The organism is Porphyrobacter sp. MBR-49, from assembly GCF_053628655.1.
This window is the reverse complement of sequence record NZ_JBRJGU010000004.1, coordinates 49642-73315: the sequence shown is the minus strand read 5'-3', so window position 1 is coordinate 73315 and position 23674 is coordinate 49642. Positions and strand designations below refer to the sequence as shown.

Genomic DNA, 23674 nt, shown 5'->3' with positions numbered 1-23674 from the left:
TTCAGCCCTGTTATGAAAGGGCTGGGCGTGCGTGACGGGTTGCGCAGAATTTTTCGACCATAAGGCGGGATTGATCGAGTGAGTGTGAAGCTGTTTTCCAAAATACTTTTGGCCAGAACCGCAGCCACGCTGGGGGCCGCTGGCCTTATCACGCTGGCGGTAATGCCTGTTTCTGCACCGGCGCAAACCGTGGCGGTTCCCACGGCTGACAATCCGTTTGGCCTGCCCGAAGATATCACCCTGTTCGGCAAGGCTGACCCTGACCGGCGCACAGCTATGGCGGTGGTCAATGGGTTTGTGATCACCGGCACCGATATTGATCAACGCGTCGCATTGATTACCGCTGCATCCGAAACCGAGATTTCCGATGAGGAAATGTTGCGCCTGCGGGTGCAGGTGCTGCGCAACCTGATCGATGAAACGCTCAAGATCCAGGCCGCTGCCGCAGCCGAGCTGCCCGTAAGCCCGGCCGAGGTAGAGCAGACCTATCAGCAGCTCGCGGGGCAAAATTTCGGTAGCGAGCCGAAGAAGATGGACGAGTATCTAATCTCCATCGGATCGTCCCCCGCGGCGCTCAAACGCCAGATCGAAGGCGAAGTGGCGTGGGAAAACCTGCTGCGTCGCAACATCATGCCATTTGTCAATGTCTCGGCCGACGAAGTGAATGACGTGCTCCAGCGACTCAACGAAGCCAAGGGCACGGACGAATACCGGCTTGGCGAGATATTCCTTTCGTCCACGGCGGAAAACCGCGCTGCGGTGCTCAACAATGCGCAGCAGATCATGGAGCAATTGCAAGCCGGGGGCAGCTTTGTCGCCTATGCGCGGCAGTTCTCCGAAGCGACCACTGCGGTGGTTGGCGGCGATCTGGGTTGGGTACGGCTGGGACAATTGCCACCACAACTGGCGACCGTAGCCCGCACGATGCAGCCCGGACAATTGCAGGGGCCGGTCGAAATTCCCGGTGGTTTTTCGATCCTGTACCTGATCAACAAACGCCAGGTGCTGATGCCCGATCCGAACGAGGCACTGCTCAGCCTCAAGCAGATATCGATCAGCTTTGACCCCGGCACCACGCAGGAGCAGGCCGAAGCCAGGGTCACGCAATTCGGTGCCTTCGTCGAATCCTTGCGTGGTTGCAGCGATGTTGATGCGGGCGCAGCCGCGATTGGTGCCAATGTCGTATCGAACGACCAGATCAAGGCTGCCAACCTGCCCGAACAGTTGCGCGCCCTCCTCCTCAACCTCCAGATCGGTCAGACGACTCCGGCGTTCGGCTCGGTCGAGGAAGGCGTGCGGGTGTTGATGGTGTGCGGGCGCGATGACCCTGCAGATTCCGGCGCGCCAACCTTCGCTGCGGTGATGGACCAGATCGAAGAAGAGCGCGTCAACAAGCGCGCCCAGCGTTACCTGCGCGATCTGCGCAACGACGCCTATATCGAGTACAATTGAGCGCGGCGCCCAAATCTCCGCCCGGCCCGCTGGCGATTACGCTCGGCGATCCAGCCGGGATCGGGCCTGAGGTCATCCTTGGCGCGTGGGCGCGGCTACGGGCAGAACGGCGCGCGCCGCCCGCCCTTGTGGTCGGCGGGCCGGAATTGCTGCGCGCGGCGGCTGAACGACTGCGGATTGACTGCCCGATCGTGCCGATTGCCGATCCAGTCGAGGCGATCGCCGCTACGGCTGTAGGACTGCCGGTCTTGACCGGGCTTGATGGGCCCTTGACCCCCGCTAGACCCTCTCCAGACGGCGCCAGACTGGCGCTTGCCTCGCTTAACCGGGGGGCAAAATTAGCGCTGACCGAGGTCGCTGTAGGGCTGGTGACAGCGCCGGTGGCTAAGGGTGCCTTGGCCGCCATCGGCTGGGATTATCCGGGGCAGACCGAATTTCTCGCCGACGCCTGCGGCATGGGCTGGCGCGATGCGGTGATGATGCTGGCGGGGCCATCTTTGCGCACCGTGCCGCTGACCGTCCACGTGCCGATGGCCAAGGTGCCGGGGCTGCTTTCGTCCGACCTTATCACCCATAAGGCGCGCATTGTCGCAGCCGGATTACGTCGCGATTTCGGGGTGTTGGCCCCGCGTCTTGCGATTGCGGCGTTCAACCCCCACGCCGGTGAAGGCGGGCAATTCGGGGATGAAGAAGCGCGCGTGATTGCGCCCGCCATCGCCGCCTTGCAGGCTGAAGGGATCGCCGCCTTCGGCCCCGTCCCCGGCGATGCGCTGTTCACGCCAAGGATGCGCGCCACCTATGACGCGGCGCTGTGCATGTATCACGATCAGGCGCTTATCCCTCTGAAAGCATTGGAAGTTGATGAAGGCGTCAATGTGACGCTGGGCCTGCCGATCATCCGCACCTCGCCCGATCATGGCACCGCCTTCGACATCGCGGGCAAAGGCGTTGCCGATCCCGGCGCGATGGCGGCTGCGATTGTGATGGCGGCGGACATGGCGAAGGCGCGGGCGGCGGCGCGTGCCTGACCTTCCCCCGATCCGTGAGGTTATTCAACGCCATGGCCTCGCCGCGTCCAAGGCATTGGGACAGAATTTCCTGCTCGATGAACAGCTTCTGGCGCGGATCGCGGCGCTGCCGGGCGATCTTGCGGGCGCGCAGGTGCTCGAAGTTGGCCCCGGCCCCGGCGGGCTGACCCGGGCGCTGCTCAGGGCCGGAGCGCGCGTCACCGCGATCGAAATGGACCGTCGCTGCCTGCCCGCGCTGGCTGAACTGGGGGAGAGCTTTCCCGGACAACTGACTGTAATCGAAGGCGATGCGCTCAAAATCGATCACAACGCAGTGATGGATGGCGCGCCGTTCCACGTCTTGTCGAACCTGCCTTACAATGTCGGCACCGCGCTGTTCGTGCGCTGGCTATCGGGGGAAAGCTGGCCGCCGCTATGGCAATCGCTCACCCTGATGTTCCAGCGCGAAGTGGCCGACCGCATCGTGGCCGCGGCAGGCGACGATGCCTATGGCCGCCTCGCCGTGCTCGCCCAATGGCGCAGCGACGCACGGCTGGCGATGAAAGTCCACCGCAGCGCCTTCACCCCCGCGCCCAAGGTGATGAGCGCGGTTGTCCACGTCACCCCCACCGCGATGCCCGACGGGGTTTCTGCCCGACTGCTCGAACGGTTGACCGAAGCCGCCTTCGGCCAACGCCGCAAGATGCTGCGCCAGAGCCTGAAGGGCGTGCCGGGCGCGCTGGAGGCGCTGGCGGCGCTGGGGATCGACGAGACGCGGCGGGCAGAGACGGTGAGTGTGGCGGAGTTTGTGGCGGTGGCGCGGGCCTTGGTGAATAACCGCTAGCGGCCACATGGCTGCTGTCCTTCGTCATCCCAGCAAAAGCTGGGATCTCAGGCGGCCAGCGCAGCACCTTGTAGCCCTGGGCCCCAGCTTTCGCTGGGGTGACGCAGATGGGCAAAAACTACCCACTTTCCGAGTTGCCTTCGTCGCGCTTGGCAACGGCGCGTCTTAGCCTTGCCCCTTCGCCACCTGCCGCCACGCGTGGAGCAGCGGTTCGGTATAGCCGCTCGGCTGGTCCACCCCCTTGAAGATCAAGTCCTTTGCCGCGCTGAACGCCGCGCCGTCTTCGTTCCCCGTCAGCGGCACATAGAGCGGATCGCCTGCGTTCTGGGCATCGACCTTGGCGGCCATGCGGGTGAGCGAATCCATCACCTGCGCTTCGGAAACCACTCCGTGCAGCAGCCAGTTGGCGATGTGCTGCGAGGCAATGCGCAAGGTCGCGCGGTCTTCCATCAGGCCGACATCATTAATGTCCGGCACCTTGGAACAGCCCACCCCCTGATCGATCCAGCGCACCACATAGCCCAGCAGCCCCTGGCAATTATTGTCGAGTTCCTCGCGCAGTTCCTCGTCCGACCAGTTCGCGCGCCCCGCCAGCGGGATCGCCAGCAGCGCGTCCAGCCCCGGCGCTTCGGGCAATTCCTTCTGCACCGCGAACACGTCCACCGCGTGATAATGCAGCGCGTGCAGCGTCGCGGCGGTGGGGGATGGCACCCACGCGGTGTTCGCACCCGCCTTTAGGTGGCCGATTTTCTCGACCATCATCTGCCCCATCAGATCGGGCGCGGCCCACATGCCCTTGCCGATCTGCGCCTTGCCCGACAGGCCGTGTTTGAGGCCGATAGCGACGTTCCTTGCTTCATAGGCGCGCAGCCAGTCAGACCCCTTCATCGCGCCCTTGCGCAGCATCGGCCCGGCGCGCATCGACGTATGAATTTCGTCCCCGGTGCGATCAAGGAAGCCGGTGTTGATGAACACGATCCGGTCACGCACCGCGTGGATGCAGGCGGAAAGGTTGGCGCTGGTGCGGCGTTCTTCGTCCATCACGCCAACCTTGATCGTGTGGCGCGGCAGGCCGAGCAGGTCTTCCACAGCATCGAACAGATCGTTGGTGAAGGCGCATTCTTCCGGCCCGTGCATCTTGGGTTTGACGATGTAGATCGATCCGCAACGCGAGTTGCCGTAGATGCCGTGCCCCTCGACATCGAGCGTGCTGATAGCGGAGGTGAACACCGCGTCCATGATGCCTTCCGGCACTTCGGAGCCATCTGAAAGCCGGACCGCCGGGTTGGTCATCAGGTGGCCGACATTGCGCACGAACAGCAGGCTGCGGCCGGGCAGCTCGTGGGTGGAGCCATCGGGGGTGGTGTAGGACTTGTCGCCCGCCAATCGCCGGGTGAGCGTGCGCCCGCCCTTTTCAAAACTTTCCTCCAGCGTGCCGCGGATCACGCCGAGCCAGTTGGCATAGGCGGCAAGCTTGTCCTCGGCATCGACCGCAGCGACCGAATCTTCGCAATCGGCAATGGTGGTGAGCGCGGATTCGACCATGATATCGGCGATCCCGGCGCGATCAGTCGCGCCGACAGGAGTGGTGGAATCGAACACCACTTCGACGTGCAATCCATTGTTTTTGAGCAATACACCCTTTTCAGTCTCGCCAATATATTGCGCCGGATCGGCCAGCGTGATGCCCTCGCGCGCGATCAGATCGGCCCAACTGCCGCGTGCGAGCGGGAAAGAGTCGTCAAGAAACTGCCGCCCGCGCGCGATCACCGCCGCGCCGCGCGCCGCGTCATAGCCGCCAGGCTGCGCCGGGGGCGCATCAAGCGCATCGGTGCCGTAGAACGCATCATACAGGCTGCCCCAGCGCGCATTGGCCGCATTCAACAGAAACCGCGCGTTGAGGATCGGCACCACCAACTGCGGCCCGGCCATCGTGGCGATCTCGGGATCGACATTCTGCGTGCCGATCTGGAAATCACCGGGCTCGGGCACCAGATATCCGATGCTTTCGAGAAATGCCTTGTAAGCAACTGGATCATGTGGCTTTCCAGCCCGCGCGACGTGCCATGCGTCGATCTGCGCCTGTAATTCATCGCGCCTCGCCAGCAGCGCCGCATTGCGCGGGGCAAACTCCGGCAGCAGCGCGGCAAAGCCCTGCCAGAACGCCGCAACATCGCGGCCCAGCGGAGTCAAAACTTGCGTTTCAAGGAAAGCCGCCAAGCGGGAATCAATCGCAATTCCGGCGCGGGTGGTCATGTCAGTCATTCAAGTCCTCGTGGTGCTGGCGTGGGGCAGACCTGGGGAGGAGAGGACGGCTAACCCTATGGCGCAGGCCTGCGCACTTTGCAACGGGTTGGACTGGCGCGCACACGCGGCTAGAGGTGGGGGATGACCGCGATCACACCGTCCGCCTTCGATGCCGCCGCCATGCTGGCACAGGTGCAGGCGTGGAGCGCGATCAACACCGGCACCGGCAATCTTCCCGGCCTCGCCCAGCAGGCCGCCGCGCTGGTCGAGGCATTCGCCGCGCTGCCCGGTACGGTGGAGATGATCGCCCCCGCCCCCGTCACCGCGATTGCCGCCGATGGCAGCGCGTTCGACAAGCCCCACGGCCAGCATCTGGTGGTGCGGGTACGCCCGCAGGCCAACCGCCGCATCCTGTTGACCGGGCATATGGACACGGTGTTCGCCGCCGATCACGCCTTTCAACACCAGCGCTGGCTGGACGATCAGACGCTGAACGGCCCCGGCGTGGCCGATATGAAAGGCGGGATCGCGGTGATGCTCCACGCGCTGTTGGCGTTTGAGCAGACCGCCAGCGCATCCAGCCTCGGCTATGATGTGCTGATCAATGCGGACGAGGAAACCGGTTCGCTGGCGAGCAGCGCGCTGATTTCCGAACTGGCAGCAGGCAAACTCGCCGCGCTGACCTATGAACCGGCCGCCCTGCCCGATGGGACGCTGGCGCATGAACGCGGCGGCACGGGCAATTATTCGATCACGATCACCGGCAAGTCCGCCCACGCCGGGCGCAACCCGCATGAAGGGCGCAATGCGATTGTCGCCGCCGCCGATCTGATTCTGCGGCTGAAGGCACTGGAGCGTGATGATCTCACCATCAACCCGGCCAAGCTGGAGGGCGGCGCGGCGAATAATGTCGTGCCCGACCATGCGGTATTGCGTTTCAACATCCGCCCGAAATCGACCACGGCGATGGAAGGGTTCGAGCGTGATCTCAACACCTTGCTGCGCGATATTGAAACCGTTCATCAAGTCACTACCCATCGCCACGGAGGCGTGACCCGCCCGCCCAAGAAGGTCGATGCCGCCGCGCAAAAGCTGTTCGATCTGGTGCGCCAATGCGGTGCCGAATTGGGGCAGGACATCCGCTGGCAATCGACCGGCGGGGTGTGCGATGGCAATAATATCGCGGCCTGCGGCGTCCCGGTGGTCGACACCATGGGCGTGCGGGGCGGCGCGATCCACAGCCCTGACGAATATCTGATCGTCCCCAGCCTTACGACCCGCGCGGCGTTATCCGCCCGCGTGATAGAGCGCCTCGCAATGGGCCATTTAGAACAGGGAGCAATATCGTGACCTTCCGCCTGCGCGCCGCGCGTGCCGCCGATCTTGAGGCGCTCTACGAAATGGCCAAGCTGACCGGCGGGGGCTTCACCAACCTGCCGCCAGACCGCGCCGCATTGAAGGCCAAGCTCGAACGCGCCGAGGCGGCCTTTGCCCGCGAGGCCGATGAGTTGGTGGACGAACAGTTCGTGTTGGTGCTGGAAAACGCCCGCACCGGCACGGTGCGCGGCACCTGTCAGCTGATGACCAAGGTGGGCCAGCGCTGGCCGTTCTATTCCTATCGCCTCAACACCCTGACGCAATATTCGCAGGAACTTGACCGCACGGTGCGCGCCGAGCTGCTCAGCCTCGTCACCGACCTTGAGGGATCGAGCGAGGTCGGCGGATTGTTCCTCCACCCCAATGAACGCGCGGGCGGGCTTGGCCTGTTGCTCGCCCGGTCGCGTTATATGTTCGTGGCGATGCACCGCGCGCGGTTTGCCGATCGCCTTCTGGCGGAGCTGCGCGGGATCATTGACGAACGCGGCGGATCGCCGTTCTGGGACGGGGTCGCCGGCCGGTTCTTCGGGATGAGCTTTCAGGACGCGGATTATTTCAACGCGATCAACGGCAACCAGTTCATCGCTGATCTGATGCCCAAACACCCGGTCTATATCGCGATGCTGGATGATGATGCGCGCAGCGTGATCGGCGTGCCCCACCCCACCGGGCGCGCGGCGATGCGGATGCTCGAAAACGAAGGCTTCCGCCACGATGGCTATGTCGATATCTTCGATGGCGGGCCAACCATGGTCGCGCATACCGATGATGTGACCAGCGTGAAGGGCAGCGTGCGGGCAAGCGTGACCGCGCTTTCAGCCAGCGAAGGTGAACGGGCGATCCTTGCCACCGGCCAGCTCGGCACCTTCCGCGCTTGCTTTGGTGCGCGGGTGCTGGACGCAGACGGCGGCATCGCAATCGATTCGGCCAGCGCTGATCTGCTTGATGTGAGCGAGGGCGATACCGTGTGGAGCGTGGCGCGGTAATTTTCCCTCGTCATCGCGAGGAGCGCAGCGACGCGGCGATCCATGGCCCGCCCGCTTGCCGCAAGGTTCGATCATGGATTGCCGCGCGACCTTGCGGTCGCTCGCAATGACGGGATGGACACAGGAATGCTCACCGAAATCAATTTCGACGGAATCGTTGGCCCCAGCCACAATTATGCCGGCCTCAGCCTCGGCAATATCGCCAGCGCCAGCCATGCGGGCGATCCGTCTTACCCGCGCGCGGCGGCGTTGCAGGGGGTGGCGAAGATGCGCGGAAACCTCGCGCGGCTGGGTGTGCAGGGGTTCCTGCTACCCCTGCCCCGCCCCAACCATGCATTGGCGCAGGCGCTGGCATTGGACGGCAGTGAGCCGCCGCAATTGCGCGCCGCGCCGTGGTCGGCATCGTCGATGTGGACCGCCAATGCCGCTACCGTCAGCCCCGCCTCGGATACCGCCGACAGGCGTTGCCACCTGACGCCGGCCAACCTCGTCACCATGCTCCACCGCGCGCAGGAATGGCCCGATACCAAACGCCAACTGGAGGTCGCATTCGGCGATTCGCGGCACTTCGCGATCCACGATGCCGTGCCGCGCAGCTTCGGCGATGAGGGCGCGGCCAATCATCTGCGATTGTGCGAAAGCCACGCTGCGCCGGGTGTCGAGGTGTTTGTCTATGGCAAAACTGGCGGGCGCTTCCCCGCGCGCCAGCACGAACAGGCCAGCCGTCTTGTCGCTCGCCGCCACGGGCTTGATCCAGCGCGCACGGTGTTCATCGAACAGAACCCGGCTGCGATTGAAGCAGGCGCGTTCCACAATGATGTGGTCGCGGTCGCCAATGGCCCGGTGCTGTTCACCCATGCCGAAGCCTTTGCCGACCAGCAGCTGGCCTATGACGCAATCCGCACGGCCTTCCCTGCGCTCGAAGTGGTCGAGGTGCCGTCGAGCGCGGTCAGCTTGCAGGAAGCGATCCGCACCTATCTGTTCAACGCGCAGCTTCTCACGCTTCCCGATGGCAGCATGGCGTTGATCGTGCCCGAGGAATGCCGTGAAAGCGCCAGCGTATGGGCTTGGGCGCAAGCGATGCTCGCGAGCAATGGCCCGATCCGGCAGGTGATCCCGGTCGATGTGAAACAGTCGATGGCAAACGGTGGCGGCCCGGCCTGCCTACGGCTGCGGGTGGTATGCGCGCCGGATACCGTCGATCCGCGCTTCCTGCTTACCGAAGCCAAGGCCGATCTGATTGAACGCACCATCGCTGCGCATTGGCCCGAACAGATCGATCCGGCTGATCTGGGTTCGGAAAATCTCGCAAACAGCGTCATTTCGGCACGCCTCGCGCTGCTGGACACGCTCAATCTGGCCCAACTTGGTTAACGCGTTTGCACATTTCCCGACGCTGAGGGTAAGGTTTCCGCATTATTAACGTGACTCTGCACAGGCAGGGCCGCCAAGGATCGGAACACGCGATGCTGCGCAAACTTGGAAGGCTGTTCATTATCAAGAACCGCTTTGAGGCGTTCGCGATCATCTATGCGCTGGCACTTGGCGCAACGGCGCGGGGCAGCGCCTATCTGACCGAATATCCCGGCTTTGGCGGCAAACTGCTGTTTCTGGCGACCACCGGGGCGGTGTTCCTCGGCGGGGCGAAGATCCTCGATTGCATCCGGCTGGAAAAAGAACTGGCCGAACTGCGCGGCGAAGGCGCAAAGTCCGAATAGGGCTGTTGCCTGCGCCCGACGTAGTTCACAATTGCTGTAAAGGTGGGGGTTTCTGTTGCTAGCTACCCCCGGAGCCCCGGAATCCGTTCTGTTGCCCGGTCGGTCCAACCGCGCTTTTTAGCCTAATAATATCAGGGCGTTAGCCCATCAATTACGCAGCGATTGCGAGTGCTTCGTTATCGTTGGCACTTATGGTTTTTGAGCCTTATGCGGGTTACTCAGCCCGGGCAAAAACTACGCTTTTCAACACACGTCGATCCTGGTTCGGCCCCATCAGAACTGGCGAAAATTCGCCGTTTCTGGTGGAGCCGCCGGGTACTGCCCCCGGGTCCGTTGCATCTATTGCACGCAGCAATTTATCGCCATAGTCGGTTGCCCGACACCGCCGATATAGCGCGCCAATCCTGAATGTGAAGTGAGCAGCCCTATTGTGCGTTCCCGCGAAGGCGGGAACCTCCCGGCAAATTAGCGCCAAGCCTTGGGAGGCCCCCGCCTGCGCGGGGGCTCACACAGCAAAGGTTATTTCTTCAACGCGTCGCGAATTTCGGTCAGCAGTTCCACCTCACTCGGGCCAGCCGGGGCTGCCTCTTCGGGCTTGCTGAACTGCGCGCTCACCTTGGTCACATACCGCACCATCAGAAAGATGATGAAGGCGAGGATCACAAAGTTGATCAGCACCGAAATGAACGCCCCCAGCCCGATCACATTTGCGCCCGCTTCGCGCGCTGCGGCCAGCGTGGTGCCATCCGCAACTTCGCCTGACAGCACCAGGTAGCGATCCGAAAAATCGATATTGCCAAAGATCGCGCCGACCACCGGCATGATGATCTCGTCAGTCAGCGATTTGACGATTGCGCCGAATGCCGCGCCGATGATCACCCCCACGGCCAGGTCCATGACATTGCCTTTGGCGATGAAAGCCTTGAAATCCGATAGCATATTGATCCCCTTTATCCACTATTCTGCCCTTCTGGCACTCCACTTGCGCGCTGCCAAGCGCCAAGCTTTCCGCAGCCCGCCGCTTGAACCCGCAAAGTGGTGTGCTATATCCACAATACAGGAGTTGCCGCGCTGTCCGCTATCGGGGGGTCAGCGCCATCAGGAGGGATCATTTCGATGAAATTCACCACCATGCTGCGCGGCGCATTGGCCGCTGCCGCTGCGCTTAGCCTTGCGGCCTGCGGGATCAATTCGGTCCCCGCGGCTGAGGAGGAAGCCAAGGCCAAGTGGGCCGATGTCGAAGCCCAGTTCCAGCGCCGCGCCAATCTCATCCCCAACCTTGCTGAGATTGTGAAGGGCGCGTCTGAAAACGAACAAACCATCCTGCGCGAAGTGACCGAAGCGCGCGCCAAAGCGACCAGCGTCAATGTTACCGGCGATGATCTGAATGACCCGGCCAAGATGGAGCAATTCGCTGCCGCGCAGTCGCAGATGAGCGCCGGGATCGGGCGTCTGCTGGCCAGTTTCGAAGCCTATCCGCAGATCAAGTCGAACCAGAACTACCTCGCGTTCCAGAGCCAGTTTGAAGGCACCGAAAACCGCATCGCGGTGGCGCTGCGCGACTACAACGAAGCGGTGCGCAAATATAACACCACGATCCGCACCTTCCCCGACACCATCGGCGCGAACATCATCCACGGCGCGGAACCGATGGTGCCTTACAAGGCAGTGACCGAAGGCGCCGAAGTGGCACCGACGCTTGATATGACGTCGAATTGATCGGCGTGTTTCGCCGCCTTGCAATAGTGCTCGCGCTGGCGGGGGTGTGGCTTTCCGCGCCCCTCGCCGCGCAGCCGCAATTCCCCGAACTCACCGGGCGGGTGGTCGATAATGCCGACATTCTGACGCCCGAGGCCGAAGCGCGGCTGACCGCGAAGCTGGAAGCGCTCGAAACCCAATCGCAGCGCCAGTTGGTGATCGCCACGGTTCCCGACCTCAACGGCTATGACATATCCGATTACGGCTATCAGCTGGGGCGCGCCTGGGGGCTTGGCGATGAAAGCCGCAATGACGGCGCGCTGCTGCTGGTTGCGCCCAACGACCGCAAGGTGCGGATCGAGGTTGGCTACGGGCTTGAAGGCTATCTGACCGATGCGCTGTCGGCGTTGATCATCCAGAACCAGATCCTGCCCGCTTTCCGCGACGGGGATTTCCCCGGCGGGATCGAGGCAGGCACCGATGCGATCATCACCCAGCTGCAATTGCCCCCCGAAGAAGCCGCGAAGGTCGCTGCCGAAGCGGGCAAGAAACGCGCAGGCGACGGCGGATTTCCCGTGGGCGTGCTGATCTGGCTGGCGTTCATGGTCTTCTTCTTCATCCTGCCGATCATGTCCGGGCGCAGGCGGCGGCGCAAATATCGTTCCAAGGGCGCTGGCCCGTGGGGCGCGCGCGAAGGTTCGCTGGGCCGCGACATGGGCGACACCGCCCGCGACATTATCCTGTGGGAAGTGGGCAGCGCGATTTTGCGCGGCGCGCTGTCGGGCGGCGATGATGATGGCTGGGGCGGCGGCGGCTTTGGCGGTGGATTCGGCGGCGGCGGAGGATTTTCCGGCGGCGGTGGTTCATTCGGCGGCGGCGGCGCATCGGGGGGGTGGTAGAAAATGGCCTATCTTGATGAAGCCGGGCGCAAGCTGGTGGCTGACGCCGTGACCGCAGCCGAGGCGCAGACGTCGGGTGAGATCGTGACCGTGCTGGCTGACCGATCCGACGGCTATACCGATGTCGCCTTGCTGTGGGCGGTGGGCGCGGCGTTCACCGTGATGAGCCTGTTCGCAGCCTTTCCGCTCCCGTTCCTTGACCTGTGGGATCGCCTGATCGGCGGCTGGGGCCATCAATGGAGCACCGGCGAGCTGGCCAGCATGGTGATCGGGTTGGGGCTGCTCACCTTCCTTGCAGTGATGCTGGTGCAGCAGTGGGAGCCGCTGAAGTTCCTGCTCATCCCCGGCCCCACCAAGACCATCCGCGTCCACGCGCAGGCGGTGCGCCAGTTCAAGGTGGGCGCGGATCGCCGCACCACCGGGCGCACCGGGGTGATGATCTACCTGTCGATGCGCGAACACCGCGCGGAAATCATCGCCGATGAAAGCATCGCTGCGGTTGTCTCCGCCGAGGTGTGGGGCGAAGCGATGGGCGATATGCTGATCGAAATCCGCAAAGGCCGAATTGCCGAAGGGTTGGCGGTGGGCATCGGCGATGTCGGCTTTGTGCTAGCACAGCATTTCCCGCGCGGCGCGGATGATGTGAACGAACTGCCTGACCGCCTGATCGAGGTTTAGGTTCCCTCCCCTCAATTCGCGCTTGACCCGTTCGCCCTGAGCCTGTCGAAGGGCCACTCTTCACTTCTTGTCCAACGCTGAAGAAGGGCAATCCTTCGACAAGCTCAGGATGAACGGGGACTCTCATCTTGCAAAAAGACCGCGACGCTGACCTGCCGGAACAGGTGATGTGGGAAGGCCGCTTTATCACCGCCAAGAAACGCGGGCGGTGGGAATATGTCGGGCGCGCACGCGGCATTCGTGCGGCGGTGATCATCGCGCTGGATGATGATACCGACGGCACCCGCCACGTCATCCTTGTCAGCCAATACCGCGTGCCGCTGGGCCGCTTCTGCCTGGAGTTGCCGGCCGGTCTGGTCGGCGATGATGCCGGCGGCGAAGGCGAAGATGCACTGACCGCCGCCGCGCGCGAGCTGGAGGAGGAAACCGGCTACCGCGCTGCGCGGCTGGAGGTGCTGGGCGAATTCTATTCCTCACCCGGCATGGTGTCCGAAGCTTTCACCCTGCTGCGCGCGCGCGACCTTACCCGCGTCGGTGAAGGCGGGGGGACTGAAGGCGAAAACATCACCGTCCACCGGGTCGCCTTGCGCGATCTTTCGCGCTTCGTCGCCGAATGGCGGCGCGCGGGCCACGCGGTGGACGTGCGCATCGCAATGTTACAAACACCGGAATATTTGGGAGAGGATTGAATTATGGCAGGACGGGTAGCGGGCAAGCTCGCATTGGTAACCGGCGGGGCGCAGGGGCTGGGCCGCGCGCATTGCATCCGGCTGGCGCAGGAAGGCGCGCGGGTGCTGGCGACCGATATCAACGCTGCGGGGGCGCAGGAAACAGCGGCGCTGATCAATGCCGAAATGGGCGCGGGCACCGCCTTTGCTATCGCGCATGACGTGACCGATCCGATGCAGTGGGAAGCAGCGGTGGACGCCGCGCGCGAACACCTCGGCGGGCTTAACGTGCTGGTCAATAATGCCGGGATCGGGGTTGCGGGCAATATCGAAACTTGCGATTTTGCCGATTGGCAGCGCTGTTTCGACATCAACGTCAATTCGATTTTCCACGGCTGTCAGAAAGCCCTGCCGCTGATGCGTGAACACGCGCCCGGGTCGATCATCAATATCTCGAGCATCGCCGGATTGATCGCGAGCGATACCATGCCCGCCTACAATGCCTCGAAGGCGGCGGTGTGGATGCTGTCGAAGTCGATTGCGCTGCATTGTGCGAAGAAAAACATGAACATCCGCTGCAATTCGGTGCATCCGACCTTTATTGACACGCCGATCCTTGACGGGACCGCCAAGGCGGCGTCGCTCGACAAGGGTGTGCTGCTGGAAAAGCTGGCGCGTCAGATCCCGCTCAAATTCGTGGGCGAGCCCAACGATATCGCCAATGCGGTGCTCTATCTGGCGAGCGACGAAAGCCGCTTCATGACCGGGGCTGAGTTGAAACTGGATGGTGGCATCTCGGCGATGTGAAACCCGGGCAGCGGGAGTCTTTTTCTCTCGCGGCAGATTGCTTCGCAATCGCCTGCCGAGGGGGCGGCCTTCCGGCCGGCGGGCGGTCGCCCTTGCGGGCCTTGCAAGGCCCGAACTGGGTCATTCCGCTCCGCCTGTCAGCCGGTTGGCTCAATCCGCGATCAGCGCGACAGCGAGGTAGATCAGCACCGGGGCGCCGAAGCCGAACAGGGTGGCGGCGACAAAGCCGATCCGCACCAGCATCGCATCAATGCCGAAATAATCGGCAATCCCGGCGCACACGCCGAAAACCTTGGCGTTGGTCTTGTCGAGGTGGAAGCTGGCGCGCGGCGGCTTGCCACCGGGGGTGTTGGTGATGTTGCTCATGTCAAAAATCCCTCATATCCGAATAGTGAAGCAGGCGCGGCGGGTTACGCCATCATGCCGGGGCTGGCGGGGATGATCGCATAGGCGAAGCTAGCAACCGTCAACACGACAGCAAAGGCGGCAGAGACGAAGCGAGCACTGGTTTCGGGGCCGAACATGGGAAATGATCCTTTTATGAAAGTTGGGTGAGGTCAGGCTCAGGCAACAAGGCCGGGGCTGGCTGGCACGATCGCATAGGCAAAAAACGCGGCCGAAATGACGACCGAGAAAGCGGCGGCGAACAGACGGTTTGAAACTTCTTGGGCAAACATGGTGGTAACTCCTTGGTGTATTTTACTGTCCTGCGAGACCATCCCGGGGACGCAGAACACTTTGCACGGGCCGTGCCAAACTCGAAAAATGGCTGATTTGCGCCGTTTCCTTGCTTTCACCCCTGTGACAACCCGTTCAGGCAAACGAAAGCTTGGGAATTTACACCAAGGATTGGGATTGCGGATTTCAGGCGTGCCGCACTGGCCAAATCGCGCCCCTGTGCTACCCGCGCTGACACGATGGCGCTCAGCAAAATCAGCCTTGAAAATGTCCGCAATCACGCCGCGACCACGCTGGCGGATACGGCGCATTTCAACCTGCTGGTGGGCGAGAATGGGGCAGGCAAGACCAATCTGCTCGAAGCGCTGTCGTTGCTGGGGCCGGGGCGCGGGCTGCGGCGCGCCAACCTTGGCGAGGTGGCGCGCAGGGCTGCGCCGGACGACCCGCCCCTGCCCTTTGCCATCGGGGCGAGCCTGACCGAAGCGGGCACCATCTCCGCGCGGCTCGGCACCTATACCGAAGCCGGGCAGCCCGGACGGCGGCTGGTGCGGGTCAACGGCGCACCCGCCAGCGCGGCGAGCCTGGCGGAATGGCTGGCGCTAAGCTGGCTGACCCCGGCGATGGACGGATTGTTCACCGACAGCGCGGGTGCGCGGCGGCGGTTCATCGACCGCATGGCGCTCGCCATAGCGCCCGACCATGCGCGGCGGGTGAATGCGCTGGAGTCAGCCTTGCGCGAACGCGGGCGCGTGCTGGAAAGCGGCGGCGATCCGCATTGGATGGACGCGGTGGAGGCGCAGGCGGCCGATCATGGCGCGGCGGTGGCGCGCACCCGCGCCGCACTGGTGACACGATTGGCGGACGAACTTTCCGCCCTGCCACCCGAACCCTTCGCCCGCCCCGCGCTGACCTATCGCCCCGGCGGGCCGGTGGACGAGGTGGCGCTGCGCGCAGACCTCGCCCGCAATCGCCCGCGCGACCGGGCGGCGGGGCGCGCGCTCACCGGGCCGCAGCGCGATGAATTGGAGGTGGTGATGGCCTCCACCCGCCAGCCCGCCGCATCCTGTTCCACCGGAGAGCAAAAGGCGATGCTGATTGCGATCACGCTGGCCCACGGCGTGCTGGCCTCGGCCGGGCGGCCCAGCGTGCTGCTGCTCGATGAAGTCGCCGCGCATCTCGACCCGGTGCGCCGCGCCGAGCTGTTCCGCCGGTTACGCGAAGGGCGGGCGCAGGTGTGGATGACCGGCACCGAGCTTGCCCCCTTCGACGCGATCAGGGGCGAGGCCGCGATCTGGCGGGTCAGCGGGGGGGAAGTGGAAAAAATGTGAGTCCCCGCGCAATGACGAATTACTTCTTCTCCGGCAAAGCCTCCGCAACCTCGCCCAAAGTCGCCGCGACCAGCCGTTCGATCCCCTCTGCCGTGGGGTGGATGCGGTCGGACTGGAACAGCTTCGGCTCGCGGTAAATGTTGTCCAGCCAGAACGGGATCAGGTCTGCGCCATATTCGCTGGCAAGATCGCGGTAGAGCGCATCAAACTGCGCCTGATATTCCGGCCCGTAATTCGGCGGGCTGCGCATTCCCATCAGCAACACCGGAATATCGCGGGCGCGCAATTCATCGAGCATCTTGGCCAGATTGGCCTTGGTTTCATCCGGCGACAATCCGCGCAACAGATCATTCCCGCCCAGTTCAAGGATAAACAGATCGGGCTTGTGATCCTGCGCATCGAGCGTGAAGGCCAGCCGTTGCAGGCCCGCGGCGGTCGTATCGCCCGAAATCCCGGCATTGGTGATCGCGGCGTTGATGCCTTTCACCCGCAGGGCCGCTTCCAGCCGCGCCGGGTAGCTTTGCGCCGGATCGAGGCCGTATCCGGCAAACAGGCTATCCCCAAAGGCGATGATCCGCCGTTCCGGCCCCATCACCGGGATCGCTGGCAGGGCTGCTTCCCCCGCCGCAGCCGCTGCGGGAGCGCGGGTCGCATCCTCGCCCGCGCTGTCGCTGCACGCTGTCAACACCAGCGCAAACGCGCCAAACCCTGCAATATTCGACCAACCGCGCTTGTGCATCCGTGAACCTCCCCTGCGAGTAACTTGCCCGCACCCCACCAACTATGCCATCGGAAACCTGTGACAAGTCCCTCTCTCGCAATCAGCGCCCGCAACCTTACCCTCACCCTCGGCAGCATTGCCGCGCCGGTCACGATCCTGCGCGGGATTGATCTGGACATTGCGCGCGGTGAGGTGGTGGCGCTGCTTGGCCCATCGGGTTCGGGCAAGAGCTCGCTGATGGCGGTGCTGTCGGGGCTTGAACGCGCCAGCGGCGGCAGCGTGACGGTGGCGGGCGCGGATTTCGCCGCCTTGTCCGAAGATGGCCTTGCTGAAGCGCGCCGGGGGCGGATCGGAATTGTGCTTCAGGCGTTCCACCTGCTCCCCACGATGACAGCAGCCGAAAACGTCGCCACCCCGATGGAACTCGCCAGGATGGCCGACGCCGCGCCGCGCGCGCAGGCGGAACTTGCCGCTGTCGGCCTTGGCCACCGCACCGGGCATTACCCCACCCAGCTTTCGGGCGGCGAACAGCAACGCGTCGCCATCGCCCGCGCCACCGCGCCGCGCCCTGATCTGATCTTCGCTGATGAACCGACCGGCAATCTTGACGCCGCCACCGGGGAAGAGATCATCAACCTGTTATTCGCCCGCCGCGCCGAAACGGGGGCAACGTTGCTGATCATCACCCACGATGCCAGTCTCGCCGCGCGCTGCGAGCGGGTGTTGACGATGGCCGACGGGGTGATCGTATCGGACACAGCGCCAAGCGCAGCCGACGCAGCATGAGCCTGCCGCTCAAGACGGCGTGGCGCATTGCCCGGCGCGATCTCAACGCCCGGTTCCGGGGCTTGCGCTTGCTGTTGGTGTGCATCTTCCTCGGCACCGCCGCGCTCGCCGCGATCGGCACGCTGACATCGGCGATCGAACGCGAATTGGCTTCATCCGGGCAGGAGCTGCTCGGCGGCGATCTCGAAGTCGAAATCTGGCAGCGCGACCTTGCCCCCGATCAACGCGCCGCGCTGGAGGAATATGGCGAGGTTTCGAGCGGATTCCGGTTGCAGGCGATGGCCAGCACGCCGCAAGCCGCCGCGCCGATTGAACTAAAGGCCGTGGACGCCAAATGGCCGATGTTCGGCGCGCTGGTGCTGGCTGACGGGCGCAAAGTCGGCGCGCCTTCGGGCAACAACGCATGGATTGCGCAAACCGCGATAGACCGGCTCGGCATCGCAGTGGGTGACAGTTTCACCGTCGGCACCGCCACCCTGACAGCCGCTGGCGTGATCAAGGACGAGCCTGATCGCCTGTCAGAAGGGTTCCAGCTTGGCCCGACGGTGATCGTCGCGCAAGGTGTGCCTGCCGCCGCCGGATTGCTACAGCCCGGCGCGCTCTATCAAAGCAAACACCGCGTCGCCTTCGCCAATCCCGCGCGCGATCCCAAGGCGGTTGAGGAGGCGTTGACAGACGCCTTCCCCAATGCCGGGTTCGATATCCGCACCCGCGACCGCGCATCGCCCAGCACCGACCGGTTCGTGCGGCAGATGAGCGATTTCCTCACGCTGGTGGGGCTGGCTGCGCTGGTGATCGCGGGCATCGGGATTGCGGGCGGGGTGTCGTCCTATCTCGATCAACGCCGCACCAGCATCGCCACTCTGAAAGTGCTGGGCGCGACATCGGGCGATATCGTGCACATCTATGCAATGCAGATCGGGGTTGCGGCGCTGGTGGGGAGCCTTGCCGGGCTGGCCACGGGCGTGTTGATCACCCCCGTGCTGGGCGCGGCGTTGCAGGGGCTGCTGCCGGTGGAAAGCGGGTTTATCATCGCCCCGGCCCCGCTAGCGCTGGCGGCGGCCTATGGCTTGCTGGTCGCCTTTGCATTCGCCGCTGCGCCCTTGCTGCGCGCGCGCAGCTATCCGGCGATGGCGCTGATGCGGTCGGGGATTGTGCCGCTGGGGCGTGACAGGCGCGCGCTGATTGCCACCGGTCTGGGGATCGCCGCGATCTGCGCGCTGGCGCTGCTGACCACCGCGCAGCCGCGCCTTTCGGGCGGGTTCCTGATCGGTGCAGGCGGCGCGCTGGCGCTGTTGGCGGGGCTTGGCTGGGGCATCCAGCAACTCGCCCGCCGCGTGCCGCGTCCGGCCAATCCCTTGTTGCGCAGCGCATTGTCGAACATCCACCGCCCCGGCGCGCCGACCGGGGCGCTGGTCACGGCGCTGGGGTTTGGCCTTGCCGCATTTGTGCTGCTGGCCGCCGTGCAAAGCGCGATTGACGGCAATATCCAAAGCCGCGTGCCGCGCGATGCGCCCGATTACTTCGTGCTGGACGTGCCGCGCGATAAAGAGCCGCGGTTCTTCGATCTGATCCAGCAGGATTTCCCCAAGGCCGCGATCCGCACCGTGCCGACCATGCGCGGCGCGGTGCTGGCTTTCGGGCCTAAGGACGCGATGGTGCGGGTTGCCGATCTGGATCAGATTCCCGACGGCGCGTGGGGCCTGCGCGGCGAACGCGGGCTGACCTATTCGGACACGCTGCCGCAGGGCAACCGCGTAGTGGCGGGCGAATGGTGGAGCCCGATGCACGATGGCGAGCCGCTGGTGTCGATGGACGTTGATCTGGCCAAGGCCGCCGGGCTGGAGGTGGGCGATTACATCACCGTCGGCATCCTCGGCGTGGAACGCACCGCGCGGATCGCTTCCTTGCGTGAGATTGACTGGGAAAGCATGGGGTTCAACTTCCTGCTGGTGTTCAGCCGCAATGCGATCAGCGATGCTCCGCACAATCTTTCGGCCACGATTGATCTGCCCGCAGGCGCGGATAGCGACGCGCGCGGACGGCTGCTGCGCGCATTGGTAAGGGAAATGCCGTCGAGTTCGGTGATCGAGGTCGGCAGCATTCTGGACGAGGCGCGCACTATCCTCGATCAGGTGAGCCTGGCGACGCTGGCGGCGGCGGCGGTGACAGTGCTGGCGGGGCTTGCAGTGCTGATGGGCGCGATTGCTGCGGCGCGCGCGGCGCGCACCTATGACACGGTGATGCTGCGGGTGCTAGGGGCGAGCCGGCGGCAGATATTGCTGCTGCAACTGGCCGAATATGGCCTGATCGCAGGCGTGCTGGCGGTGGTTGCACTGGGGCTGGGATCGGCGCTGGCGTGGGTGGTAATCACCCAGCTGTTCAGCTTTGACTGGCTGCCCGATTGGGGCCAGGTGCTCGGCGTTCTCGGATTTGGCGTGGCGCTGGTTCTCGCCTTCGCCCTCGCCGGATCGCTGCCGCTGCTGCGGGCGAAACCGGCGCAGGCGCTGCGGGAGCTGTAACCCCCGGCAGCGCCCGCGCGGGCGGCCTCAGGCGAAAACGTATCCGCCGTATGAGTCTTTGGGATCAGGGCCATAGCGGTTGGGGCCTACCGTTCCCGGCAACATCAACGGCACCAAACCGGCGACAAGATATAACCAGCCTGACATGTTGCGATCATGCATCCGCCGCACAGTTACCGCTAGCAAGGGAATGAAGGAGGCTAATATATACAGACCGAGGAGGGCCAGACAGATCATAGGAAGGCTCATCCAGTCTGTAGTTATTTCCAAGTATGCGGCAGCTAATATGTTCGGATCATCAGGTAGTGCCATCGTCACACTCACGATCGTGTAGATGAACGGTGTTATCAGCACCAGCGTCACCACCGAATTGAGGAGCTGAAACATCCAGTATTCCATTCGCCGCGAACGCCCATGAAAATCGGCATACCGTTTAAACGGCAAAATCATCCATCGCATAATGTGATCGTCCTTGCACTCAAGAAGCCTCGGCAAATCAACACAATCGTGCCCGCAACGCAAACATAAAAAAAGCCCCGCGCATCAACTGCGCGGGGCCTTCTCTTTTGCTTGTCAGCCTTAGCGTGGGCTCAGAACTTGAAGCGCACCACCCCGCCATAGGTGCGCGGCTGGTTGGGATAGCCCGAAACCGTTCCGGCCTGCGCGACGCCATCAAACACCGTGATGATGTACTTATCGTCGAACAGGTTGCGCGCAAACGCCCCGACTTCAAGCCCGTTGTCCAGCGCCAGTGTCATCGAGGTGTTTACCAGATTGACTTCGCGGTTGAATATCTGGGTGTTGCCCAATCCTCTATTGAATGTCGGCAGGCCGTTATTGATCGGCGTGCTGCTTTCATGGTTGAAATCAACGCGCGTGATCAAACGGTTGCCGCTGGCTCCAAATTCGTGGGTATGGGTTGCCGAGGCAACAAGGCTCAAATCAGGAACCCCGCCAACAGACTGCCCCGAAAGATCGCCCAGCACACTGCCCGGGAAACTGTCGAACTTTGAATCGAGGTAGGTCGCAGCAAAAGTCAGCACCAGGCTTTCGGCTGGCGATACCGTCGCATCGAATTCAAAGCCCTGAACAGATTGCTTGCCCGCATTTTGCAACGCAAAGCCAAGACCGGTGAACGCAAGGCTCTGGAAGCCGTCGATGGACTGATCGAACACTGCCAGGTTAAAGCCGACGCCATCCCACTGCGCCTTGACCCCAAGTTCGTAAACCTCTGCCTCTTCAGGACCGGCAAAGCGTGTGCCAGTGGTCAGGTTCGGTGTCGCCAGCCCCGCATCGATGATCGGCGATGATGGGGCAGCAAAGGTCGACACGCCCGGGCCCGGGGTAAAGTCAGTCAGTAGTGGGCGGCTGTCACGCGACAGGTTGACGGAGCTCGCCTTGAAGCCTGTCGCGTAGCTGGCGTAAACGTTGACCTCGTTCGACACCTGGTACGCCACGCGCAGCAAGTACGAAAAATCGTCATCGCGCGTGCGCCCGTCTTCAACCGCGTTGGGCACGTCCGGGAACGGTGTCTGGAATTGCAACGCCCTCAGACCAAGCAGCGGGTTCACGGCCGGATTGGTAGCAGCAGCAAGCAGTCCTTGCTGATTTGCGGTCGGCAGAGCCTGGAATTGTGCCCGGTTGGTGACAGCTCCACCGGTCGCGCCGATAATGAACGCGTCCACCAGATTGATATTCGCCAACGGATCGAGTGCGTTGAAATCAGACGTGAAGTCCTTTTCATCGTCGGTGTAGTTGAAACCGGCGGTGAACACGAGGCCATCGAGCGGTTCAAAATCAACGGTGCCAAAGATCGACCATGACTTGTTGTCGACCGTGAAGGTTTCGCTGGTCAGGAGGTCACCACCAAAGATGCTGCCGTTCGGCAGGCCGAGCCCGGCTTCGGCTTGCCCGAGCACCGCGTTGCCGACAGCGATACGCTGGGCACCAGTCGGGTTGGGTGGCAGCAGCGCAGCGGGTGCTGCCTGGAACGCGGCAAAATCGCGGAAGTCGGCGCCTACAGTCAGGAAGCTGTCTTGTTCGATTTCTTCGTCAAAATAAAAGCCGCCCAGCAGAAAGTTGATCGGGCCGTCAAAGTCTGATGCAATGCGCAGTTCCTGCGTAAATGTATCCACTCCTTGATCGCGCGATTCATTGACGAGATCGGCGCTGGTAAAGTCAACGTCCTGCAAGAACGAATTGTTCAGCTCGCGATAGGCCGTGATTGAAGTGACGGTAAAATTACCAAACGACCAGTCAATCTGGCCCGAAAAGCCGTAGTTCTCGTTGTCATTCTCCGGAATCACGTTGAGGAAATTGTCAAAGCTGAAGAAGTCGGTCGGGAATTGCCCGCCGACTGCGCCAATGGCACCCGCGGTTATCGGGCCGACAACAAGGTTGCTGGTCTGGCAGCACACTTCTTCGATTTTCGAATAATCGCCGATCAGACGGATTTTGATGTCAGCCGTCGGCTCAATCAACAGGTTGCCACGGACCGACCAGCGGTCACGATCATTGATTTCCGCGTTGTCGAGGTTGACGATCCGGCCAATCCCGTCGCGTTCCTGATAGGATCCGTCGACCGAAAAGGCGATATTGTCTGTGATCGGGCCGGTCAATTCACCGCGCAGGAAAATCTGGTCGAAATTGCCATAAGTCGCTGAAACCTGACCGCCGAATTCGTATTGCGGTTCCTTGGTCACAACCGAAATCACACCCGCGCTCGCATTCTTGCCGAACAAGGTCGATTGCGGCCCGCTCAGCACTTCGATGCGCTGAATCATGTTGAGATCGGACAGTGATGAGGCTGAGCGTGACCGGAACACACCGTCGATAAACACACCGACCGAAGGTTCGATCCCGAAATTGTTGTCGCCGTTACCGAAGCCGCGGATGATGAAGGTCGTTGCAGATGACGTCTGCAACTGGCTCACGCGAAGCGATGGCACCACGGTTTGCAGATCGAGCACGTCACGAATTTCTGCCCGCTCAAGCGTTTCACCGCTGGTCACCGAAACCGAGATCGGCGTTTCCTGCAGCGTCTGCTCGCGCTTGGACGCGGTCACGATAATGACGTTGCTGCTTTGAGGGGCATCGACTTCGGGCGCCTCATCTTGCGCAAAAGCGACACCCGGTGCGCCCAAGGCAAAAGCCGCTGCACCAGCGAGCAGGGTCAATCGGTATGATCCGGCAAAGCCGGTGGTGGTCGAACGCATGGAAGCTCCTCTCCTAAATCCCGCGACCCCGGCGCCGGTTAGG

General features: G+C 63.2%; 23 protein-coding genes and 1 other RNA gene. 15 read left to right on the top strand and 9 right to left on the bottom strand.

The genetic code is table 11. From position 1 onward, the window contains the following. Positions 1 to 108 precede the first annotated feature (108 nt). From ACSSV3_RS06590 to rsmA, 3 genes are read left to right on the top strand one after another with little or no spacing between them, the layout of a single operon-like run. Positions 109 to 1452 carry a peptidylprolyl isomerase gene (locus tag ACSSV3_RS06590; protein WP_454184772.1) on the top strand — a complete coding sequence of 448 codons (1344 nt, stop codon included), beginning with the start codon at positions 109 to 111 and terminating at the stop codon, positions 1450 to 1452. Next, the gene (gene pdxA, locus ACSSV3_RS06585) at positions 1449 to 2480 is read left to right on the top strand and encodes a 4-hydroxythreonine-4-phosphate dehydrogenase PdxA (RefSeq protein ID WP_354323137.1); all 1032 of its coding nucleotides are present in this window, start codon (positions 1449 to 1451) and stop codon (positions 2478 to 2480) included. Before ACSSV3_RS06590 ends, pdxA begins: the two co-directional genes overlap by 4 nt. Continuing rightward, positions 2473 to 3303, top strand: coding sequence for a 16S rRNA (adenine(1518)-N(6)/adenine(1519)-N(6))-dimethyltransferase RsmA (gene rsmA, locus ACSSV3_RS06580; protein ID WP_354323135.1), 831 nt, complete (start codon positions 2473 to 2475; stop codon positions 3301 to 3303). Before pdxA ends, rsmA begins: the two co-directional genes overlap by 8 nt. 165 nt (positions 3304 to 3468) lie before the next feature. On the opposite strand, the gene ACSSV3_RS06575 is transcribed toward rsmA, so the two are convergent. Then, positions 3469 to 5568 (bottom strand): malate synthase G, encoded by a 2100-nt coding sequence (locus ACSSV3_RS06575; protein ID WP_354323134.1) that lies wholly within the window; start codon positions 5566 to 5568, stop codon positions 3469 to 3471. 123 nt (positions 5569 to 5691) lie between these two features. Here ACSSV3_RS06575 and ACSSV3_RS06570 point away from each other — a divergent pair, with 123 nt between their 5' ends. The 4 genes from ACSSV3_RS06570 (at position 5692) to ACSSV3_RS06555 (ending at position 9631) form a co-directional block, all read left to right on the top strand. Next, positions 5692 to 6900, top strand: coding sequence for a hydrolase (locus tag ACSSV3_RS06570; protein ID WP_354323132.1), 1209 nt, complete (start codon positions 5692 to 5694; stop codon positions 6898 to 6900). Next, positions 6897 to 7913, top strand: coding sequence for an arginine N-succinyltransferase (locus ACSSV3_RS06565; protein WP_354323130.1), 1017 nt, complete (start codon positions 6897 to 6899; stop codon positions 7911 to 7913). Before ACSSV3_RS06570 ends, ACSSV3_RS06565 begins: the two co-directional genes overlap by 4 nt. Positions 7914 to 8039: 126 nt before the next feature. Further along, positions 8040 to 9287 (top strand): N-succinylarginine dihydrolase, encoded by a 1248-nt coding sequence (locus tag ACSSV3_RS06560; RefSeq protein ID WP_354323580.1) that lies wholly within the window; start codon positions 8040 to 8042, stop codon positions 9285 to 9287. Between the two features lie 92 nt (positions 9288 to 9379). Further along, the gene (locus ACSSV3_RS06555; RefSeq protein WP_354323578.1) at positions 9380 to 9631 is read left to right on the top strand and encodes a hypothetical protein; all 252 of its coding nucleotides are present in this window, start codon (positions 9380 to 9382) and stop codon (positions 9629 to 9631) included. Positions 9632 to 9708: 77 nt separating this feature from the next. Here the strand turns inward: ACSSV3_RS06555 and ssrA are convergent. Both ssrA and mscL read right to left on the bottom strand, forming a co-directional pair. After that, positions 9709 to 10050, bottom strand: a transfer-messenger RNA (tmRNA) gene (ssrA, locus tag ACSSV3_RS06550). Between the two features lie 100 nt (positions 10051 to 10150). After that, positions 10151 to 10570 (bottom strand): large conductance mechanosensitive channel protein MscL, encoded by a 420-nt coding sequence (mscL, locus tag ACSSV3_RS06545; RefSeq protein WP_354323129.1) that lies wholly within the window; start codon positions 10568 to 10570, stop codon positions 10151 to 10153. A gap of 177 nt (positions 10571 to 10747) precedes the next feature. On the opposite strand from mscL, the gene ACSSV3_RS06540 reads away from it, so the two are divergent. From ACSSV3_RS06540 to ACSSV3_RS06520, 5 genes are all read left to right on the top strand, one after another. Next, positions 10748 to 11350: a LemA family protein gene (locus ACSSV3_RS06540; protein ID WP_354323128.1), complete on the top strand. Its 603-nt coding sequence runs from the start codon at positions 10748 to 10750 to the stop codon at positions 11348 to 11350. 5 nt (positions 11351 to 11355) lie between these two features. Then, a complete protein-coding gene (locus ACSSV3_RS06535; RefSeq protein WP_454184771.1) occupies positions 11356 to 12228 on the top strand; it encodes a TPM domain-containing protein in 873 nt (290 codons plus the stop codon). Positions 12229 to 12231: 3 nt separating this feature from the next. Continuing rightward, complete coding sequence (locus ACSSV3_RS06530; protein WP_354323127.1) at positions 12232 to 12906, top strand: TPM domain-containing protein; 675 nt, start codon at positions 12232 to 12234, stop codon at positions 12904 to 12906. A gap of 167 nt (positions 12907 to 13073) precedes the next feature. Beyond that, positions 13074 to 13595: an NUDIX hydrolase gene (locus ACSSV3_RS06525; RefSeq protein ID WP_354323574.1), complete on the top strand. Its 522-nt coding sequence runs from the start codon at positions 13074 to 13076 to the stop codon at positions 13593 to 13595. 3 nt (positions 13596 to 13598) lie between these two features. Continuing rightward, positions 13599 to 14381, top strand: coding sequence for an SDR family oxidoreductase (locus ACSSV3_RS06520; protein ID WP_354323125.1), 783 nt, complete (start codon positions 13599 to 13601; stop codon positions 14379 to 14381). Between the two features lie 150 nt (positions 14382 to 14531). Here ACSSV3_RS06520 and ACSSV3_RS06515 read toward each other — a convergent pair whose 3' ends face one another. Genes ACSSV3_RS06515 through ACSSV3_RS06505 form a run of 3 tightly spaced genes read right to left on the bottom strand, consistent with a single transcriptional unit; the run spans position 14532 to position 15058 of the window. Further along, positions 14532 to 14747, bottom strand: a complete 216-nt coding sequence (locus tag ACSSV3_RS06515; protein WP_354323123.1) for a PspC domain-containing protein — start codon at positions 14745 to 14747, stop codon at positions 14532 to 14534. Between the two features lie 44 nt (positions 14748 to 14791). Then, entirely contained in the window at positions 14792 to 14905 is a 114-nt protein-coding gene (locus tag ACSSV3_RS06510) for an enoyl-CoA hydratase (RefSeq protein WP_354323122.1), read from the bottom strand. Positions 14906 to 14944: 39 nt separating this feature from the next. Then, on the bottom strand, positions 14945 to 15058 hold the full coding sequence (locus ACSSV3_RS06505) for an enoyl-CoA hydratase (RefSeq protein WP_454184770.1): 114 nt from the start codon (positions 15056 to 15058) through the stop codon (positions 14945 to 14947). 240 nt (positions 15059 to 15298) lie between these two features. Between ACSSV3_RS06505 and recF the strand changes: the two genes are divergently transcribed. Next, positions 15299 to 16387 (top strand): DNA replication/repair protein RecF, encoded by a 1089-nt coding sequence (recF, locus tag ACSSV3_RS06500; protein ID WP_354323119.1) that lies wholly within the window; start codon positions 15299 to 15301, stop codon positions 16385 to 16387. 19 nt (positions 16388 to 16406) lie between these two features. Here recF and ACSSV3_RS06495 read toward each other — a convergent pair whose 3' ends face one another. Then, complete coding sequence (locus tag ACSSV3_RS06495) at positions 16407 to 17126, bottom strand: arylesterase (RefSeq protein WP_354323117.1); 720 nt, start codon at positions 17124 to 17126, stop codon at positions 16407 to 16409. 60 nt (positions 17127 to 17186) lie between these two features. On the opposite strand from ACSSV3_RS06495, the gene ACSSV3_RS06490 reads away from it, so the two are divergent. Together ACSSV3_RS06490 and ACSSV3_RS06485 are read left to right on the top strand one after the other, a co-directional pair. Then, complete coding sequence (locus ACSSV3_RS06490; protein ID WP_354323116.1) at positions 17187 to 17894, top strand: ABC transporter ATP-binding protein; 708 nt, start codon at positions 17187 to 17189, stop codon at positions 17892 to 17894. Next, positions 17891 to 20416 (top strand): ABC transporter permease, encoded by a 2526-nt coding sequence (locus ACSSV3_RS06485; protein WP_354323114.1) that lies wholly within the window; start codon positions 17891 to 17893, stop codon positions 20414 to 20416. The genes ACSSV3_RS06490 and ACSSV3_RS06485 overlap by 4 nt, the downstream gene beginning before the upstream one ends. Positions 20417 to 20443: 27 nt before the next feature. Here the strand turns inward: ACSSV3_RS06485 and ACSSV3_RS06480 are convergent, their stop codons facing one another. Together ACSSV3_RS06480 and ACSSV3_RS06475 are read right to left on the bottom strand one after the other, a co-directional pair. Continuing rightward, positions 20444 to 20866: a DUF805 domain-containing protein gene (locus tag ACSSV3_RS06480; RefSeq protein ID WP_354323113.1), complete on the bottom strand. Its 423-nt coding sequence runs from the start codon at positions 20864 to 20866 to the stop codon at positions 20444 to 20446. 140 nt (positions 20867 to 21006) lie between these two features. After that, positions 21007 to 23631 (bottom strand): TonB-dependent receptor, encoded by a 2625-nt coding sequence (locus ACSSV3_RS06475; RefSeq protein ID WP_354323111.1) that lies wholly within the window; start codon positions 23629 to 23631, stop codon positions 21007 to 21009. Positions 23632 to 23674: the final 43 nt, after the last annotated feature.